The sequence below is a fragment of the Ralstonia sp. UNC404CL21Col genome (assembly GCF_000620465.1).
GTDB lineage: Bacteria > Pseudomonadota > Gammaproteobacteria > Burkholderiales > Burkholderiaceae > Ralstonia > Ralstonia flatus.
This window is the reverse complement of the sequence record NZ_KK211140.1, coordinates 437,549-455,996: the sequence shown is the minus strand read 5'-3', so window position 1 is coordinate 455,996 and position 18,448 is coordinate 437,549. Positions and strand designations below refer to the sequence as shown.

13 protein-coding genes are annotated in these 18,448 nt (G+C 63.7%); 8 read left to right on the top strand and 5 right to left on the bottom strand.

Annotation, left to right across the window (positions count from 1 at the left end; all coding sequences use genetic code 11):
• The first annotated feature begins 207 nt into the window (after positions 1-207).
• The 3 genes from N511_RS0120030 to N511_RS0120020 all read left to right on the top strand — a co-directional run bounded on the left by N511_RS0120030 (position 208) and on the right by N511_RS0120020 (position 3,305).
• A complete protein-coding gene (locus tag N511_RS0120030) occupies positions 208-1,305 on the top strand; it encodes an aromatic ring-hydroxylating oxygenase subunit alpha (RefSeq protein ID WP_027680902.1) in 1,098 nt (365 codons plus the stop codon).
• Positions 1,306-1,406: 101 nt separating this feature from the next.
• Positions 1,407-2,396 (top strand): DMT family transporter, encoded by a 990-nt coding sequence (locus N511_RS0120025; protein ID WP_027680901.1) that lies wholly within the window; start codon positions 1,407-1,409, stop codon positions 2,394-2,396.
• 21 nt (positions 2,397-2,417) lie between these two features.
• Positions 2,418-3,305 carry a sulfurtransferase gene (locus tag N511_RS0120020; protein ID WP_027680900.1) on the top strand — a complete coding sequence of 296 codons (888 nt, stop codon included), beginning with the start codon at positions 2,418-2,420 and terminating at the stop codon, positions 3,303-3,305.
• A 66-nt stretch (positions 3,306-3,371) separates the two neighbouring features.
• Here the strand turns inward: N511_RS0120020 and N511_RS0120015 are convergent, their stop codons facing one another.
• The 4 genes from N511_RS0120015 to polA all read right to left on the bottom strand — a co-directional run bounded on the left by N511_RS0120015 (position 3,372) and on the right by polA (position 9,672).
• A complete protein-coding gene (locus N511_RS0120015; protein WP_027680899.1) occupies positions 3,372-4,178 on the bottom strand; it encodes a ZIP family metal transporter in 807 nt (268 codons plus the stop codon).
• A gap of 150 nt (positions 4,179-4,328) precedes the next feature.
• Positions 4,329-5,207, bottom strand: a complete 879-nt coding sequence (locus tag N511_RS0120010; protein ID WP_027680898.1) for a dienelactone hydrolase family protein — start codon at positions 5,205-5,207, stop codon at positions 4,329-4,331.
• Positions 5,208-5,316: 109 nt separating this feature from the next.
• On the bottom strand, positions 5,317-6,651 hold the full coding sequence (locus tag N511_RS0120005; protein WP_027680897.1) for an NAD(P)/FAD-dependent oxidoreductase: 1,335 nt from the start codon (positions 6,649-6,651) through the stop codon (positions 5,317-5,319).
• Between the two features lie 207 nt (positions 6,652-6,858).
• The gene (gene polA / locus N511_RS0120000) at positions 6,859-9,672 is read right to left on the bottom strand and encodes a DNA polymerase I (protein WP_027680896.1); all 2,814 of its coding nucleotides are present in this window, start codon (positions 9,670-9,672) and stop codon (positions 6,859-6,861) included.
• A 4-nt stretch (positions 9,673-9,676) separates the two neighbouring features.
• Between polA and N511_RS0119995 the strand changes: the two genes are divergently transcribed.
• The 4 genes from N511_RS0119995 to N511_RS0119980 all read left to right on the top strand — a co-directional run bounded on the left by N511_RS0119995 (position 9,677) and on the right by N511_RS0119980 (position 13,031).
• The gene (locus N511_RS0119995; protein ID WP_027680895.1) at positions 9,677-10,630 is read left to right on the top strand and encodes a TIGR00730 family Rossman fold protein; all 954 of its coding nucleotides are present in this window, start codon (positions 9,677-9,679) and stop codon (positions 10,628-10,630) included.
• 94 nt (positions 10,631-10,724) lie between these two features.
• Complete coding sequence (locus N511_RS0119990; RefSeq protein WP_027680894.1) at positions 10,725-11,153, top strand: hypothetical protein; 429 nt, start codon at positions 10,725-10,727, stop codon at positions 11,151-11,153.
• An 85-nt stretch (positions 11,154-11,238) separates the two neighbouring features.
• The gene (locus tag N511_RS0119985; protein WP_027680893.1) at positions 11,239-12,243 is read left to right on the top strand and encodes a homoserine kinase; all 1,005 of its coding nucleotides are present in this window, start codon (positions 11,239-11,241) and stop codon (positions 12,241-12,243) included.
• Positions 12,234-13,031, top strand: coding sequence for a BPSS1780 family membrane protein (locus N511_RS0119980; RefSeq protein ID WP_027680892.1), 798 nt, complete (start codon positions 12,234-12,236; stop codon positions 13,029-13,031). Before N511_RS0119985 ends, N511_RS0119980 begins: the two co-directional genes overlap by 10 nt.
• A gap of 25 nt (positions 13,032-13,056) precedes the next feature.
• Here N511_RS0119980 and N511_RS0119975 read toward each other — a convergent pair whose 3' ends face one another.
• On the bottom strand, positions 13,057-15,417 hold the full coding sequence (locus N511_RS0119975; protein ID WP_027680891.1) for a UvrD-helicase domain-containing protein: 2,361 nt from the start codon (positions 15,415-15,417) through the stop codon (positions 13,057-13,059).
• A gap of 150 nt (positions 15,418-15,567) precedes the next feature.
• Between N511_RS0119975 and N511_RS0119970 the strand changes: the two genes are divergently transcribed.
• Positions 15,568-18,444 carry a valine--tRNA ligase gene (locus N511_RS0119970; protein ID WP_027680890.1) on the top strand — a complete coding sequence of 959 codons (2,877 nt, stop codon included), beginning with the start codon at positions 15,568-15,570 and terminating at the stop codon, positions 18,442-18,444.
• Positions 18,445-18,448: the final 4 nt, after the last annotated feature.

The window sequence follows — 18,448 nt, the reverse complement described above, 5'->3', positions numbered from 1 at the left end:
AGGCCGGGCCGGCGTACGCCGCTCCGCACGATGGTTTGGGTCTGTTGGCCCATTGAACGTATGGTCGTTGGCCCAAGCGGGGGCCAGCAAGCGCTCGTTTCCTACCTCAACAGACCCTAGGCCACCTGCCGATGGCGTCCTTTCCCAAATCGATCTTGTCGATGGTTGGGTTGTTCACTGCTTTCACCGTTATTGGGAGTGGGGATAATGTCCAATCTCAGCGCCGCACTGAATCTGGTGCCGTCTGAAACCCAGCTGCCCGTCTCTGCTTACTTCGACGAGGCGCTGTATCAAACTGAAATCGAACGTCTGTTCAAACATGGCCCCGGTTACGTCGGCCATGAGCTGATGGTTCCGGAAATCGGCGACTATCACACGCTTGCCGCCGAGGCCGAGGGCCGCGTGCTGGTGCGCAATCCGAACGGCGTCGAACTGCTTTCCAACGTGTGCCGGCATCGGCAGGCCATCATGCTCAATGGGCGCGGCAATGCCCAGAACATCGTTTGCCCGCTGCATCGCTGGACGTACGACCTGAAGGGCGACCTGCTGGGCGCGCCGCACTTCGAAAGGCAGCCGTGCGTGCATCTGTCGCGCTCGCCGCTGCAGAACTGGAACGGCCTGCTGTTCGAAGGCAAGCGCGATGTACGCGAAGACCTCGCCCGCCTGGGCGTGGCGCGCGACCTCGATTTTTCCGGCTACATGCTGGATCACGTCGAGGTGCACGACTGCAACTACAACTGGAAGACCTTCATCGAGGTGTACCTCGAGGACTACCACGTCGTGCCGTTCCACCCAGGCCTCGGCCAGTTCGTCTCGTGTGACGACCTGGAATGGGAGTTTGGCGAGTGGCACAGCGTGCAGACCGTCGGCATCCACGCCAATTTGCGCAAGCCCGGCACACCGGCCTACCAGAAGTGGCACGACGCCGTGCTCCGCTTCAACAACGGTGAGATGCCGAAGTACGGCGCGGTGTGGCTCACGTACTACCCGAACGTGATGGTCGAGTGGTATCCGAACGTGCTGGTGGTCTCGACGCTGCACCCGCTGAGCCCGACCAAAACGCGCAACGTAGTCGAGTTCTACTACCCGGAAGAGATCGTGCTGTTCGAACGTGAATTCGTTGAAGCCGAGCGCGCCGCCTATATGGAAACGTGCATCGAGGACGACGAGATCGCCGAGCGCATGGACGCCGGGCGCCTGGCGCTGCTCAAGCGCGGCACGAGCGAGGTCGGCCCGTACCAGTCCCCCATGGAGGACGGCATGCAGCACTTCCACGAGTGGTATCGACGCGTGATGCACTACTAAGCAACAACGGAAGGTAGGCATCCGCCCCCTTCCGCGTCACAATAGGAACGGTGCAGCCCCACGGGCCGCACCGTTTTTTTTCGCCCGCCCGCCCCCTCGCCATGCCCGCCCACACTGCAACCGCCGCCCCGACTGCCACCCAGACGGCTGAAAGCTCCTCCCGCCAATCGCTGTGGATGATCCTCGCTGCGTTCGCCTTCTCGGCGATGGGCGTGTGCGTGAAACTGGCCTCGGCGTACTACAGCACGGGCGAGATCGTCTTCTACCGCAGCGTGATCGGCATGACCGTGATGGGCGCCATCCTCGCCAAGACGGGCGCGGGCATCCGCACGCCCTACCTCACGGCGCACATCAAGCGCAGCGTGTTCGGGGTGACGTCGCTGCTGCTGTGGTTCACGTCGATCAGCCTGCTGCCGCTGGCGACAGCCATGACGCTGAACTACATGTCGCCGGTGTGGATTGCGTTGATCATCGGCGCAGGTGCAGCAATGGCCGGCAAGGCCGCGGGCGCCGACAAGAAAATGGTGGCCGCGATCCTGATGTCGTTCGTCGGCGTGCTGTGCCTGCTGCAACCGAGCGTGGGCAGCGGGCCATCGCAACTGGCCGGCGGCATGGTCGGGCTGGTCTCCGGCGTGTTCACGGCGCTCGCCTATGTGGAGGTCCGCCAACTGGGCGACCTGGGCGAGAACGAAGCACGCATCGTGTTCTATTTTTCTCTGGTGAGCGCAATTGCCGGCGGCGTGTGGATGCTGATTGGCGGCGCCCAGTCGCATACGTGGCATAGCGCCGGCCTGCTGCTGGCGGTCGGGCTTCTCGCCACGCTCGGCCAGACCGCCATGACGCGCGCCTATAAGCGCGGCAACACGCTGCTGACTGCGAACCTGCAATACACCGGCATCGTCTTTGCGAGCGGCTGGGGTATGTTGCTGTGGAATGATCACCTGAATGCGCTGTCGTGGGCGGGCATGGCGCTCATCATCGGCAGCGGTATCGTGACCACCGTCATGCGCGCCCGCCAGTCGGGCAACGAGCATCCGACGCCGCAGACCGCCGTATCTGGCCCCGAAGCGGAGATTCACCCGGAAGTTTGATCGACCCTGGAGATTGCTGCCATGAGCGAACGCGCTCACTACGCCACCCTCATCACCGCGCCGCAACTGGCCGCGCTGCAGCAGAGCGCGCCCGAGGCGCTCGTCGTCATCGATTGCAGCTTTGACCTCGCCAACCCCGCTGCGGGGCGCGACGCGTATCACGCCAGCCACGTGCCGGGCGCGTTCTACATGCACCTCGACAACGAACTGTCAGGCCCCAAAACCGGCACCAATGGCCGGCACCCGCTGCCCGACGCAGAGGCACTCGTCGCGCGCCTGCAGGCGCTGGGCGTGAATGACGACACGCAGGTCGTCGCGTATGACCGCCAGGGCAGCATGTATGCGGCGCGCCTGTGGTGGCTGCTGCGTTGGGTCGGTCATGCCGATGTGGCGGTGCTCGATGGCGGCGTGCAGGCGTGGGAAGCCGCGCACTTTCCCGTCGACCAGATCGTGCCGGAAGAACCGCAGCTCAACGCCACGCCCGGCAATATCACGCGCAAACCCTCGCTCGTGCAAATGGTGACGGCGGATATCGTGCAGAAATACCTCGGCCACGCCGACAAGCCCGTCGTCGATGCCCGCGCCCCCGACCGTTATCGCGGTGAAAACGAAACGCTCGATCCCGTGGGCGGCCACATCCCTGGCGCGCGCAACCGTTTCTTCCGGGACAACCTGCAGGCCGACGGCACGTTCAAGCCGGCAGACCAACTGCGCGCCGACTTTACGGCCGTGCTGGCCGGCGCCAAGCCCCAAGACGCGACGCTGCAATGCGGCTCGGGCGTGACCGCCTGCCACAACGCATTGGCCATGGAGATCGCTGGCCTCACGGGCGCCGCGCTCTACGCCGGCTCATGGAGCGAATGGTGCAGCGATCCGTCGCGCCCGGTGGCGACGGGGCCGAACCCGTAATCTGCAAATCCAGCGCGCAGCAAAAAGCCCGGCATCGACCGGGCTTTTTTTTAGCGATGCGGCACCTCAGTGCGCGTGGCCGTGCAGACCTTCGGTCAGCAAAAAGATCATCGCGATGCCTGCAGCAATCAATGCGACCTGCACCGCCGATTCCTGCCAGCGCGGCCGGCGTTTCATTTGCGGCATCAGATCGCACACCGCGATGTAGATGAAGCTGCTCGACGCCACCACGAGCACGTACGGAATCCAAGACGTCAGACGGTCCAGCAGGTAGTAACCCAGCACCGCACCCACCAGCGCGCAGACGCTGCAGATCAGGTTGTAGACGAAGGCGCGCGTCTTGGAGAACCCGGCGTTGAGCAGCACCATGAAATCGCCGATTTCCTGCGGAATCTCGTGTGCTGCAATCGCCAGCGCCGTGACAATGCCAACCTTGGTGTCCGCCAGGAACGCCGCGGCAATCACGATGCCGTCCGAGAAGTTATGCAGTCCATCGCCCACCAGGATCATCAGGCCGCTCCGCCCCGCTTCCTGCCGGTCGTGGCCGTGGTGATGGCCGTGTCCATCGCCCTCGTGGTGATGTGAGTGGCGGATCAGCGAGATCTTTTCCAGCAAGAAAAAACCGAGCAGCCCGGCCAGCAACGTGGCGAACAGCGCATGCGTATTGGGTTCGATGCCGCGATGCGCTTCGAATGCCTCGGGCAACGAATGCAACAGCGACGTGGCCAGCAGCACGCCCACCGAAAAACTGACCATCCGATCGACCATGCGCGACAACACCGTCAGCGACAGCACGGCAGCGCCTGCCATGCTGCCGATGCCAGACAGCGCGGTGGCTAGGAGAATGCCTAACAGGGTGGTATCGAAGGTCATGCGGACGTAACGCAGCGGAAGCCGATAAACGCAACAGAGTTGCAAGAAGGGCGAATTGTATGCCGCTTTATCAACCTTTGCCAGTGCAGACAAAAGAAAAAGGCCCCGGGGCGACTCCCCAGAGCCTTTCGCGTTGAGCGCGTCGCGCTGCTACACCACGCCGTGGTCCTTGAACCAGGCGAGGCACTTCTTCCAGCCGTCTTCCGCGTCGGCCTTGACATAGCTGGGGCGGTAATCGGCATGAAATGCGTGGCCGGAATTCGGGTAGACGATGATGCGCGACGCGTGCGCCTTGGGGTTCTTGGATTTTTCCAAGGTTTGCTTCATCGCATTGACGGCATCCTGCGTAATGCCAGTGTCCTTTGCACCATACATGCCCAGCACCGGCGCCTTGAGATCGTCCACTTTATCGATCGGAAAAGCGGGCTGCAGCGCGGTCGGATTGCCTTTTACATGGCCGTACCACACGACAGCGGCTTTGATATCCGGGCTGTGCTCGGCAAACAACCACGTCTGGCGACCGCCCCAACAGAACCCGGTGATACCGATGCGCGCCGCATCGCCGCCGTTCTGCTTGGCCCACGCCACCGTTGCGTCCAGATCGCCCGTGACCTGCGCGTCCGGGACCTTCGAAATGATCTTTTCCTGCAGCTCAGCGATGGTGCCGATTGACTGGGGATCCCCCTGTCGCACAAACAGCTCAGGCGCGATCGCCAGATAACCGAGCTTGGCAAAGCGCCGGCAGATATCGGCGATGTATTCGTGCACGCCGAAGATCTCGCTGACGACGATGACCACCGGCAGCTGCGTCTTGCCTTCGGGCTGGGCGCGGTAGGCCGGCATCTTGAAATCACCGACGGGCACGGTCACTTCGCCCGCCGTCAGCCCATTGAAATCGGTATGGACGGTCTGCGCCGACACCGGCAGCACCGCCGCCGCAAAGGCCGAGCCCAGCGCCGTCTTCATGAAGCCGCGACGATCAAAGCTGCGGCCGGGTACCAGACTCTCCACTTCTGCATCAAGCTGCATCGCACTCTCCTCGCGCCCCGCGGGCGGTTACGGTGAACGAAGCGGCTAGTCTACCGAAGCAGATGTATTGCTGCCGAGCCAGGCATCCGGCCCGAGTACCAGGACCGGCCTAGTGCAGCTTGACGCGCGGATTCGTTTTGCTGCGCAGCCAGTGCATGACCGTATCGACCGACATGCGCACCCAACCATGGAGCGCCAGCACATGCATGCGATACAGCGACGTGTACATCAGCCGCGCCATCAGCCCTTCGATGAACATCGAACCGCCGATCAGCCCGCCCATCAGGCTGCCGACTGCGCTGAAATGGCCGAGCGACACCAGCGAGCCGAGGTCCTTGAACGCGAAAGGCTGGACCGGCTTGCCGTCCATGCGCTTGCGCAGCGCATCGAACAGATACGTGGCTTGCTGATGCGCGGCCTGGGCACGCGGCGGCACGCTGGACGACGCCTCCGGCCAGGGGCAGCTCGCGCAATCGCCAAAGGCGTAGATCGAATCGTCACCCTCCACCTGCAGCGTGCGCGAAACGATCACCTGCCCCAGCTTGTTCACCGGCAGCCCCAGCTCGCCCAGCACCGACGGCGCGCGGATGCCTGCGGCCCACACGGTCAGGTCTGCCGGAATGGATTTGCCGCTGGCCGTGTTGACGGCGCTGGCGGTGACTTCCGTCACCCGTTCGCTGGTGATGACGTCCACGTCGAGCTTGTGCAGCAGCTCCGTGGTGGCCGCCGAAATGCGCTCCTTGAGCACCGGCAAAATGCGCGGACCACCTTCGATCAGGTGGATGCGGATGTCGTGGCGAGGGTCCAGCTTATGCAGACCGTAAGCCGCCAGCACGTGGGCGGTGTTGCGCAGTTCCGCCGACAGTTCCACGCCCGTGGCACCCGCACCGACGATGGCGATGTCGACCTGCGGACGCGCATCGGCCACGCCATTCTGTGCGCGCATGCATGCCGCAATGAGCTTGCGGCGAAAGCGCTCTGCCTGCCATGCGGTGTCGAGTGCAATGGCGTGCTCAGCGGTGCCCGGCACGCCAAAGAAATGGGTCACGCTGCCAATGGACAGCACGAGCGTGTCGTACGAAATGGCACGCTCAGGCAGCACCTCGGTGCCGTCCGCATCAACGCATCCCGACACGATGATGGATTTGGCGACGCGGTCGAGGCCCTTCAGTTCACCCTGCTGGAACTCGAAGCCATGCCACCGCGCCTGCGCAGCGTATTCGAGCTGATGGGTATTCGGATCCATGCTGCCGGCAGCAACTTCATGCAGCAGCGGTTTCCAGATGTGTGTGGGGTTGCGGTCGACCAGAACGATCCGGGCCGCGCCGCGCTTGCCGAGCTTGTCACCGAGCCGCGTGGCAAGTTCCAACCCGCCGGCACCTCCGCCGACCACCACAATGCGCGGCCCGTTCGTTCCGCCTGCGCCATCCGTCTGCCCTGCCATGTGCCTCTCCTGGAGCCGTTGAATCTTTTCGATCACTCGATCTGTCAGGTGCAGTCTGCTGCAACGCAAAACCTGCCGCAACCCCGGACGCATGGATATGGCGAATCATGGCAACCGCATGCCAACGCAATCCGCAGCCTGCCTCGGCAGGCAAGCCCGCGCCACGCCTGGGTTTACGGCGTGGCGCTCACGGAGCAAGCGATTGCGTCAGTGCGCCTCTTCCCAGTTGGCGCCGACGCCAACTTCTGCCACCAGCGGCACGCGCAACGTTGCGACGCTGCACATCAACTCGGGCAGGCGCTCGCGCACCACGGCAAGCTCGTCCTGCGGGACTTCCAGCACCAATTCATCGTGCACCTGCATGACCAGGCGCGAGCGCATCGCTTCCGCTTCGAGCCAGCCTTGCACGGCCAGCATCGACAGCTTGATGAGGTCAGCCGCCGTGCCTTGCATCGGCGCGTTAATGGCGGCGCGTTCGGCAGCCTGGCGGCGCGGGCCGTTGCCGCCGTTGATGTCGGGCAGCCACAGGCGGCGGCCGAAGACCGTCTCCACGTAGCCGCGTTCGCGCGCACTCTGCCGGGTTTCGTCCATGTAGCTCGCGGCGCCGGGGTAGCGGGCGAAGTAGCGGTCGATATACAGCTTGGCCGCATCGCGCCCAATGCCCAGGTTGCTCGCCAGCCCGAACGCGCTCATGCCGTAGATCAGGCCGAAGTTGATCACCTTGGCCACACGGCGCTGGTCGGGCGTGACTTCCAGCGGCGTCACGTTGAACACTTCGGCGGCCGTGGCGCGGTGCACGTCCTGGCCCTCACGGAATGCGCGCATCAGGCCTTCGTCCTGCGAGAGATGCGCCATGATGCGCAGCTCAATTTGCGAGTAGTCGGCCGATACGATGACGCTGCCCTCCGGCGCGATGAACGCTTCGCGGATGCGCCGCCCTTCTTCCGTGCGCACCGGAATGTTCTGCAGGTTCGGATCGGTCGAGGCCAGACGCCCCGTCACCGCCGTCGCCTGACCGTAGGTGGTGTGGACGCGGCCAGTGCGCGGGTTGACCATCTTCGGCAGCTTGTCGGTGTAGGTCGACTTGAGCTTGGCCAGGCCCCGGTAATCGAGCAGCAGCTTCGGCAGCGGGTAGTCTTCGGCCAGCTTCTGCAGCACTTCTTCGTCGGTCGACGGCGCACCGCTCGCGGTCTTCTTGATGATCGGCAACTTCATCTGGTTGAAGAAGATGTCGCCGATCTGCTTGGGTGAGCCGAGATTGAACGGCTGCCCCGCAAGCTTGTGCGCCTCGGCTTCCAGATCGATCAGGCGCAAGCCCAGCTCGTTGCTCTGCTTGGCCAGCCGCTCGGCGTCGATCAGCACGCCGTTGCGTTCCATCTTCTGCAGCACGATGGACGTCGGCATTTCGATCTGCTCGTAGACGTAGCGCAGCTTGTCGTCTTCGGACACCTTGGGGAACAGCGTGCGATGCAGACGCAGCGTGATATCGGCGTCCTCCGCCGCGTATTCGGTCGCGCGATCGAGCGGCACCTCGTCAAAGCCGATCTGCGATGCACCCTTGCCGCAAACCGATTCGTAGGTGATCGTCTTCAAGTGCAGCACGCGCTCGGCCAGTGCATCCATGCCGTGATTGCGGTGGGATTCCAGCACATACGATTCGAGCATCGTGTCGTGCTCGATGCCGCGCAACGCGATGCCGTGATTGGCTAACACATGCGCGTCGTACTTCAGATGCTGTCCGACCTTCTTGCGCGATTCGTCTTCGAGCCACAGCTTCATGCGCGCGAGCACCGTGTCGCGCGAAAGCTGCGCCGCTGCATCGAGCCCCGCCACATCCGGGCCGCGATGCGCCACCGGAATGTAGCAAGCCTCGCCCGGCTTGACGGACAGCGAAATGCCCACCAATTGCGCGAGCATCGGGTCGATGGACGTTGTCTCGGTGTCGATGCAGACGAGATCCACTTCGTCCAGGCGCTGCATCCACGATTCGAGCTGCGCCTCGGTCGTCACCGTCTCATACTGGATTTCGTCGGGCGGCGCCTCAACGTCGAACAGGTTGGCCTGGGCTTGCAGTTGTGCAGCCTCGCCGGCGTAATTCTTCACGGGCGTGGCGGCCCTGCGCGCCGCGCCCACGCTGCGCGTATCGGGCAGCGCATCGCCGGAAGCCTCGCGCAGCCACGTCTTGAAACCGTAACGCGAGAAAAAATCGACGAGCTTGGATTTGTCTTCGCCGCCGTCGATCAGCGCGTCGAATGTCGGCACCTCCTTGCTGAGGTCGCAGTCGAGCTTCACGGTCAGCAGTTCGCGGCCCTTGGGCAGCCACTCGAGCGTGTTGCGCAGGTTGTCGCCCACCACGCCTTTGATCTCGCCTGCGCGCGCGATGACGTTGTCGAGCGAGCCGAACTCCGTCAGCCATTTCACCGCGGTTTTCGGGCCGACCTTGGGCACACCCGGCACGTTGTCCACGGTGTCGCCAATGAGGGAGAGATAGTCGACGATGCGCTCGGGTGGCACGCCGAACTTGGCTTGCACGCCGGCCGGGTCGAGCGTTTCGTTGGTCATGGTGTTGACCAGCGTGACATGGTCATTCACCAGTTGGGCGAGGTCCTTATCACCCGTTGAGACGATGGTCCGAACGCCTTCGCGAGCAGCCCGTTCAGCCAGGGTGCCGATCACATCGTCGGCCTCGACACCTTCGATCACCAGAATGGGCCAGCCCAATGCCCGCACGGCTTCGTGGATCGGCTCGATCTGCGCGCGCAGGTCGTCGGGCATGGGCGCGCGGTGCTCCTTGTAGGCCGGATAGAGGTCGTCGCGAAAGGTCTTGCCTTTGGCGTCGAAAATGCAAGCGCTATACTTGGCCGGGTAGTCGTTGCGCAGTTTGCGCAGCATGTTCACGATGCCGTAGATGGCCCCCGTAGGAAACCCTTCTCCGTTTCGCAAGTCGGGCAGTGCGTGATAGGCACGGTACAGATAACTCGAGCCATCGACGAGCAACAGCGTTTCTTGACTTTCCGACATTCCCATGGACTCTAAAGTGACTGGAACGCCAAAAGGCGTTTCCGATAATGGCGCTTCCGCAGAAGGCGGCGTGGCAAAGCAGGCTGCAGGCGCTTCCTCGGCCGAGGTGTCGGCGGCTGAACTGACCGGAGTAAGCCCCTCGCGCCAGGCCACCACGGCCGACATGGACGTCAACGTGACAGTGGGCGTTGAACACGAGCCCAAAGCAGACGTGTCACATGGCCGTACCGATCGCAAGATGATCCCCAGCCTGCGGGCACTCGCCGACGAAGAACGCGCTACTGCGAAGAAAGCGCGCGCCTCCTGGCAGATGTTCACGATTATGGCAGAGTTCATCGAGGCGACGGAGTACCTCTCGGAGATCCGTCCAGCCGTCTCGATCTACGGAAGCGCGCGCCTGCGCGAGGATTCGCCGTACTACGAACGCACCATCGAAATCGCCCGACTGTTCTCGGATGCGGGCTTCGCCGTCATCTCCGGCGGTGGCCCCGGCATCATGGAAGCGGCCAACAAAGGCGCGCACGCCGGCAAGTCGGCCAGCGTCGGCCTGAACATCGAACTGCCGCACGAGCAGCAAGGCAATCGGTATCAGGACATTTCGATGCGCTTCCGCCATTTCTTCACGCGCAAGGTCACGTTCGTGAAGAATTCGGACGCGTTCATCGTCATGCCGGGCGGTTTCGGTACGCTCGATGAGCTGGCCGAAGTGCTGACACTGGTCCAGACGGGCAAATCGCGCAGCGTGCCGGTCGTCATGTTCGGCAGCCATTTCTGGAAGGGTCTGCTGGACTGGTTCCGCTTTACCCTGCTACCGATGGGCCTGATTGCGGAACACGACCTCGACATCATGCGCATCGTCGACGAACCCAAGGACGCGCTGGACGCCGTCTACGAGTTCTACGAAAAGCGCGAAGGCACCTCGCCGATTCCGCCCAAGGAAGAGATGTTCTATCTGTAACCTCGGGTGTGACATTCGGCGCCAGACGAACGGACGATGGCGGGAGGCCGGACTGCTAGAATGTAGGGTCCCAGATCACCCGCCGGAGTCCATGATGGATTCGCTGCTTCACCCGTCCACCCCTGCCCACTCCGGCTTTACCAGCGCCGCACGCCTGATGTGCCGCGCTGGGCTGCTGGCAGGGGCCGTTTTCTGCCTCGCCCTGCCCGTGCACGCCGAGGTGACTTCCGACAGCGCCGGCCTGGATCTGCCCGACGTCAAGGCGATCAACAATCAGCCGATTTCCAAGCCGACCCGCGGCGCGATCCACAACGAGCGCGTCAAGCCGAGCTTCGACTACCGCGACAACGACGGTACGCAGGTTGAGGAATACCGGTTCCAGAAGGGCCAGGCGCCGGATATCCATGTCAAGTCCGGCATGGGCACGTCCTACAACCTCAGCAAGCCTGAAGACAGCTCGCCGCGTATCCGCGAGCGCGGCGATATCGACCGGGTGCCCTCGGTCAACGTCCTGAAGTTCTAAGCCCGTGCCGCAAGTGCGGCGCCTGCAAGCCGGCTCCACGGTGGGCCGGCTGCATTTCCCTCCACCCGTTTCCCGTTCCTGAAGCATGGCTGTTTTCACCCCGGTTTCCGACGCCGAGATTGCTCTCTGGCTGGATCAATACGATGTGGGCGCCGTGCGCGCATTTCGCGGCATCCCCTCCGGGATCGAAAACTCCAATTTCTTCCTGACCACGGAAAAGGACGGGCAGACGCACGAATACGTCGTCACCCTGTTCGAACGGCTGACGCTCGAGCAACTGCCGTTCTACCTCTATCTGATGCAGCATCTGGCGCAGCACGACATCAGCGTGCCGGCGCCGATTGCCGGCCGCGACGGCGAGATCCTGCGCACCCTCAACGGCAAGCCCGCGACCATCGTGACACGTCTGGCGGGCCGGTCGAACCTGGCGCCGACGGTGTCGGAATGCGCCATCGTCGGCGACATGCTCGCGCGCATGCATCTGGCCGGACGCGACTATCCGCGCCATCAGCCAAATCTGCGCAGCCTCCCGTGGTGGAACGAGGTCGTGCCGGATGTCGTACCGTTCGTGCACGGCGACACGCGCGCGCTGCTCGAAAGCGAACTCGCACATCAGCAACGCTTCTTTGCCAGCGCCGACTACGCTGCGCTGCCCGAAGGCCCGTGCCACTGCGACCTCTTCCGCGACAACGTGCTGTTCGAGCCGGCCGCGGACGGCCAGCCGGAGCGCCTCGGCGGCTTCTTCGACTTTTACTTTGCCGGTGTCGACAAGTGGCTCTTCGACGTGGCCGTCACCGTCAACGACTGGTGCATCGACCTGGCCACCGGCGTGTTGGACGCCGAGCGGGCACGTGCGATGCTGGGCGCGTATCACGCAGTGCGCCCGTTTACCGACACGGAAGCGCGGCACTGGCAAGACATGCTGCGTGCCGCGGCATACCGCTTCTGGGTCTCGCGCCTGTGGGATTTCTATCTCCCGCGCGATGCCGAACTGCTCAAGCCGCATGACCCCGCCCACTTCGAGCGCGTGCTGCGCGAACGGGTTGGCGCGGGTGGCCTGACTCTGGATCTTCCCCAACCATGCAACTGATTGAAGTACCGGCCAAGCAAGGCTACGTCTGGCTACGCCAGGGTGCGTGGCTGTTTCGCAAGAACCCGATCGGATTCTTGCTGCTGCTGTTCATCTACCTGTTTGCGGTCAACCTGCTGATGCTGCTGGTGCCGCCGATTGGTGTGTTCGCCATCCTGCTCGTCAATCCAGCCATCTTCGTCGGCTTCATGTCGGCCTGCCGCGATACGGTGGCGGGCAAGCGCGTCGGGCCCGCGTCGCTCATCGCCGGCTTTCGTGCGTACGGCAAGGATGCGATGCGCGCTCTGCTCAAGCTTGGCGGCATCTATGGCGTGCTGGTGCTGGTGGTCAGCGGCGTGCTGATGACCATGGTGGATGTCGACACGCTGATGACGGTAGTCACTGACAAGCCGCTCACCACGGATGCCATCCGCGAGTTCTACCTCGCCATGGTGATGGGCTCGGTGCTGTATATCCCGGTGGCGGTGCTGTTCTGGTTTGCGCCATTGCTGGTGGCGTGGCACGGCATTCCCGTGGGCAAGGCGCTGTTCTTCAGCTGGATGGCCGTCTGGCGCAACCGCGCCGCGTTCATCGCGTACGGCGTCTTGGTGGCAATCCTGCTGATCGCGGTGCCGCTGTTCATCGATGCGTTGTTCGCGTCGAGCGGTGCCAACAACATCGCCCCCATCATCGCCACGCCGTATCGGATTCTGGTGATGGCCGTGCTGTACTGCTCGTTCTACGCCACCTACCGCGGCTGCTTCAACGTGACGCAAGCGGCCGGCCAGACGACTGACACGACCGCCTGATCGAGGCCCACAACCCGATCAGCGCTCAGTTGATCGGGTCGAGCTTGGCGATACCCAGCGCCAGCGTCTTCACCCCGTGGCGGTTGAATTTGATCTGGGCACGCGCCTCGGCGCCCTCGCCTTCCAGCGTCGTGATGACGCCTTCCCCAAACTTGTTGTGGAACACCGATTGGCCCACGCGGAAGCCCGTGGCCTCTGCGCGCTTGGCGTCGGCGTAGTTCTTGCCGGTGTCCATGCCGCCGGTCGGGCGGCCGGTGTAGGCATCGTCATCGCCGCGCTCGGGGCGCTTGAACCAATCCTTGCCCCACGCGGTATCACCTTGCACGCGGCGCGTAGCCTGGTAGCCGGCGTGCTGCGGGGTCAGCCACTTCAAGGTGTCTTCGGGCAACTCGTCAAAGAAGCGTGAGCGGATGTGGTAGCGGATCTGACCATGCAGCACGCGGCTTTGCGCGAACGACAGATACAACCGCTCGCGGGCCCGGGTAATCGCCACGTACATCAGGCGACGCTCTTCCTCCAGGCCGTCCTTTTCCATCTGGCTGTTTTCGTGGGGGAACAACCCCTCTTCCAGCCCGGTGATGAAGACGACGTGGAATTCCAGCCCCTTCGCCGCATGCACAGTCATCATCTGCACGGCATCCTGGCCCGCCTGGGCCTGGTTGTCGCCAGCTTCCAGCGAGGCATGCGTGAGGAACGCGACGAGCGGCGTCATCTCTGCAGGCGTTTCGTCGGTGACGAGTTCAGAAGCGGTATCGATCTCGCCGCCTTCGATGCGCAGCATGGCGTCGTGGCGCACGGGCAGCGCGGTCGCAATCGCATCCACGCCGTAGCCTTCTTCAGCGACGAAGGCTTGGGCGGCGGTCACCAGTTCCTGCAAGTTCTCGATGCGGTCCTGGCCTTCCTTCTCGCCCTGGTAATGCGTGATCAAGCCGCTGGCGTGAATGACGTGCTGGACGATTTCGGGCAGCGTCATCTGACGCGTGTCCGCACGCATCTGTTCGATCAGGCGCACAAACGCCGACAACTTGGTGCCCGCCGCGCCCGTCAGATACGGCACCGCCGCCGCGAGCGAAATGCCATAGAGTCGCGCTGCATCCTGCAACTGCTCCAGCGAACGCGCCCCGACGCCACGCGCCGGGAAATTCACCACGCGACCAAACGCCGCGTCATTGTCGGGATTCTCGAGAAGCTGAAGATACGCAAGCGCATGCTTGATTTCCGCGCGCTCAAAAAAGCGCAGGCCGCCGTACACCTTGTACGGGATGCCGGCCGAGAACAGGGCATGCTCGATCACCCGCGACTGCGCGTTGCTGCGATACAGGATGGCGATTTCCGAGCGCGACATGCCGGTGGCAATGCGGTCGCGGATCTCATCGACGATCCAACCGGCCTCCTGCCCATCCGTCGCGGCCTGGTAGACGCGCACCGGCTCGCCATGGCCGGCGTCGGTGCGCAGGTTCTTGCCCAGTCGACGCGTGTTGTGCGAGATCAGATGGTTGGCGGTATCGAGGATATGGCCGTGCGAGCGGTAGTTCTGCTCCAGCTTGATGCGGTGCTCGACGCGGAATTCGCGCTCGAAGTCGACCATGTTTCCGACGTTCGCGCCACGAAACGCATAGATGCTCTGGTCATCGTCGCCCACGGCAAAGATGGCGTTGGGCGTGACACCGGGCTCGCCCAGCCCGGCGAGGATCTTCAGCCAGGCGTATTGCAGCTTGTTCGTATCCTGGAACTCGTCGACCAGGATGTGCTTGAAGCGCCGTTGATAGTGCGCACGGATGGCATCGTTGTAGCGCAGCAGTTCGTAGCAGCGCAGCAGCAGCTCGGCAAAATCGACCACGCCTTCACGCTGGCATTGCGCGTCGTAAGCGGCGTAGAGATCGGCCATGCGGCGGTCGTACTCGTTGGCGATTTCCAGGTCGCCCGCGCGCAGGCCCTGCTCCTTGGCCCCGTTGATGAAGTACTGGACGTTCTTGGGTGGGAATTTCTCGTCGTCGATATTGAGCGACTTGAGCAGGCGCTTGACGGCGGAGAGCTGGTCTTGCGTATCCAGGATCTGGAATGTCTGCGGCAGACCGGCATCGCGGAAATGCGCGCGCAGCAACCGGTTGCACAGCCCGTGGAACGTGCCGATCCACATGGCGCGCGTGTTGATCGGCAGCATGGCCTGCAGGCGCGCCGTCATTTCCTTGGCCGCCTTGTTGGTAAACGTGACGGCCAACACACCCGACGGCGACACCCGCGCACTCTGGATCAGCCACGCGATGCGGGTGGTCAACACGCGCGTCTTGCCGCTGCCCGCCCCCGCCAGGATCAGCGCCGATTCATCGGGAAGCGTGATGGCAGCGCGTTGTTCGGGGTTCAGATTGGCGAGCAGATCGGACATGCGGGAGGAGCCTCGGCAGAATCCTCAAATTATACCGGCCGCATTCGCCGCTTCGCCCGTGCCGGACATCGACACGCCGTATAATTCCAAGCTTTCGCCCGCCATTTTCCTGGGCCAAACGTCTTTTTGCGCCCACTGCGCCCTGTCAGCATGACCGATCAAAACCAGTCCCTCGCCAAGAGCTTCGAACCCGCCACCATCGAGCAGAAGTGGAGCGCGGCGTGGGAAGCGATGGGCGTCTCCCGCGCGACGCTCGAAGCCGGCAAGCCCGACTTCTGTATCCAGCTTCCGCCGCCGAACGTGACGGGCACGCTGCACATGGGCCACGCGTTCAACCAGACCATCATGGACGGCCTGACGCGCCACGCGCGCATGTCGGGCGCCAACACGCTGTGGGTACCGGGCACCGACCACGCGGGCATCGCCACGCAGATCGTCGTCGAACGCCAGCTGGATGCCCAGGGCGTATCGCGCCACGACATGGGCCGCGAGAAGTTCGTCGAAAAGGTGTGGGAATGGAAGGAGCAATCGGGCTCGACCATCACCCGCCAGGTGCGCCGCATGGGCGCTTCGATCGACTGGGAGCGCGAATACTTCACGATGGACCCGAAGATGTCGCGCGCCGTCAGCGACGTGTTCGTGCGTCTGTATGAGCAGGGCCTGATCTACCGCGGCAAGCGCCTCGTCAACTGGGATCCGGTGCTGGGCACCGCTGTGTCCGACCTGGAAGTGGTGAGCGAGGAAGAAGAAGGCTCGCTGTGGCACATCCGCTATCCGCTGGCCGAACCGGACGCCGTGCATGGCCTGACGCACCTGACGGTGGCCACCACCCGTCCGGAAACGATGCTCGGCGACACGGCCGTGATGGTGCACCCTGAGGACGAGCGTTACGCGCACCTCATCGGCAAGTTTGTCCACCTGCCGCTGACCGATCGCAAGATTCCCGTGATTGCCGACGAATACGTCGACCGCGAATTCGGCACCGGCGTGGTCAAGGTGACGCCGGGCCACGATTTCAACGATTACGCGGTTGGCCAGCGTCACAAGCTGCCGCAGTTGTCGATCCTGACGCTCGACGCGAAGATCGTTGCCGATGCCCCCGCCGCCTATGCCGGCCTGGATCGCTTCGACGCGCGCAAGAAGATCGTCGAGGATCTCGAAGCGCAGGGCCTGCTGGCCGAGGTGAAGAAGCACACGCTGATGGTGCCGCGCGGCGACCGCACCGGCGTGGTCATCGAGCCGATGCTGACCGACCAATGGTTCGTTGCCATGAGCAAGCCGGCGCCGGAAGGCACGCGCTTCCCGGGCCGCTCCATCGCTGAAGTGGCGCTGGACGCGGTGCAGAGCGGCAAGATCAAGCTGGTGCCGGAGCAGTGGGTCAACACGTACAACCAGTGGCTGAACAACATCCAGGACTGGTGCATCTCGCGCCAACTGTGGTGGGGCCACCAGATTCCGGCGTGGTACGACGACGCGGGCAATGTGTACGTCGGCCGCACGGAAGAAGAAGCCAAAGCGCAAGCAGCCGCCAAGGGCTATACCGGCGCGCTCACGCGTGACGACGACGTGCTGGATACGTGGTTCTCGTCGGCGCTGGTGCCGTTCTCGTCGCTGGGCTGGCCGGCCGATACGCCGGAACTGAAGCACTTCCTGCCCTCGACCGTGCTGGTCACGGGCTACGACATCATCTTCTTCTGGGTGGCGCGCATGGTCATGATGACCCTGTACTTCACCGGTGAGGTGCCCTTCCACACCGTCTACGTGCACGGCCTGGTGCGCGATTCGGAAGGCAAGAAGATGAGCAAATCCGAAGGCAACACGCTCGACCCCGTCGACCTGATCGACGGTATCGCGCTGGAACCGCTGCTGGCCAAGCGCACAACAGGCCTGCGCCGCCCGAAGGACGCGCCGAAGGTGGAGAAGCGCACGCGCAAGGAATTCCCGGACGGCATTCCGGCATTCGGTGCCGACGCGCTGCGCTTTACGTTCGCCTCGCTCGCCACGCTCGGCCGCAGCATCAACTTTGACCCCAGCCGCTGCGAAGGCTATCGCAACTTCTGCAACAAGCTCTGGAACGCCACGCGCTTCGTGCTGATGAACACCGAAGGCCAGGACTGCGGCATGCAGGAATGCGTCGGTGACTGCGGCCCCGAAGGCCATCTGGACTTCTCGCAGGCCGACCGCTGGATCGTCTCGCTGCTGCAGCGCGTGGAAACCGAAGTGGAAAAAGGCTTTGCCGACTACCGCTTCGACAACATCGCCAACGCCATCTACAAGTTCGTCTGGGACGAATACTGCGACTGGTACCTGGAACTGGCCAAGGTGCAGATCCAGACCGGCACGCCGGCGCAGCAGCGCGCCACGCGCCGCACGCTGTTGCGCGTGCTGGAAACGGTGCTGCGCCTGGCGCATCCCATCATTCCGTTCATTACCGAAGAACTCTGGCAGAAGGTTGCGCCGATGGCTGGCCGCGCCAAGGGCGACGGCACCGAAAGCCTCGCGCTGCAGGAATACCCGCGCGCCGCGCTGGCAAAGATCGACGAGCAGGCCGAGCAGTGGGTTCAGCAGTTGAAAGCGTTGGTCGATGCCTGCCGCAATCTGCGCGGCGAGATGAACATCTCCCCCGCCCAACGCGTGCCGCTGTACGTCAACGGCGACGCCGAGTTCCTGCAGGTGGCTGCGCCGTACGTGCAAGCGCTCGGCAAGCTGTCTGAGGTGAAGGTCTACACGGACGCGGCGGCCATGGAACAGGACGGCGCCGGCGCACCGGTCGCGATCGTCGGCGAGAACAAGCTGCTGCTGAAGATCGAAATCGACGTGGCTGCCGAGCATGCGCGCCTGTCGAAGGAAATCGACCGCCTGCGCGGCGAGATCACCAAGTGCGAAGCCAAGCTCGGCAACGAATCGTTCGTCGCCCGGGCACCGGCCGCCGTGGTGGAACAGGAACAAAAGCGTGTGGCCGATTTCAAAGCCACGCTGACCAAGCTGGAAGCCCAGATTGCACGGCTGCCGGTGCAGGCTGCCTGAGCGC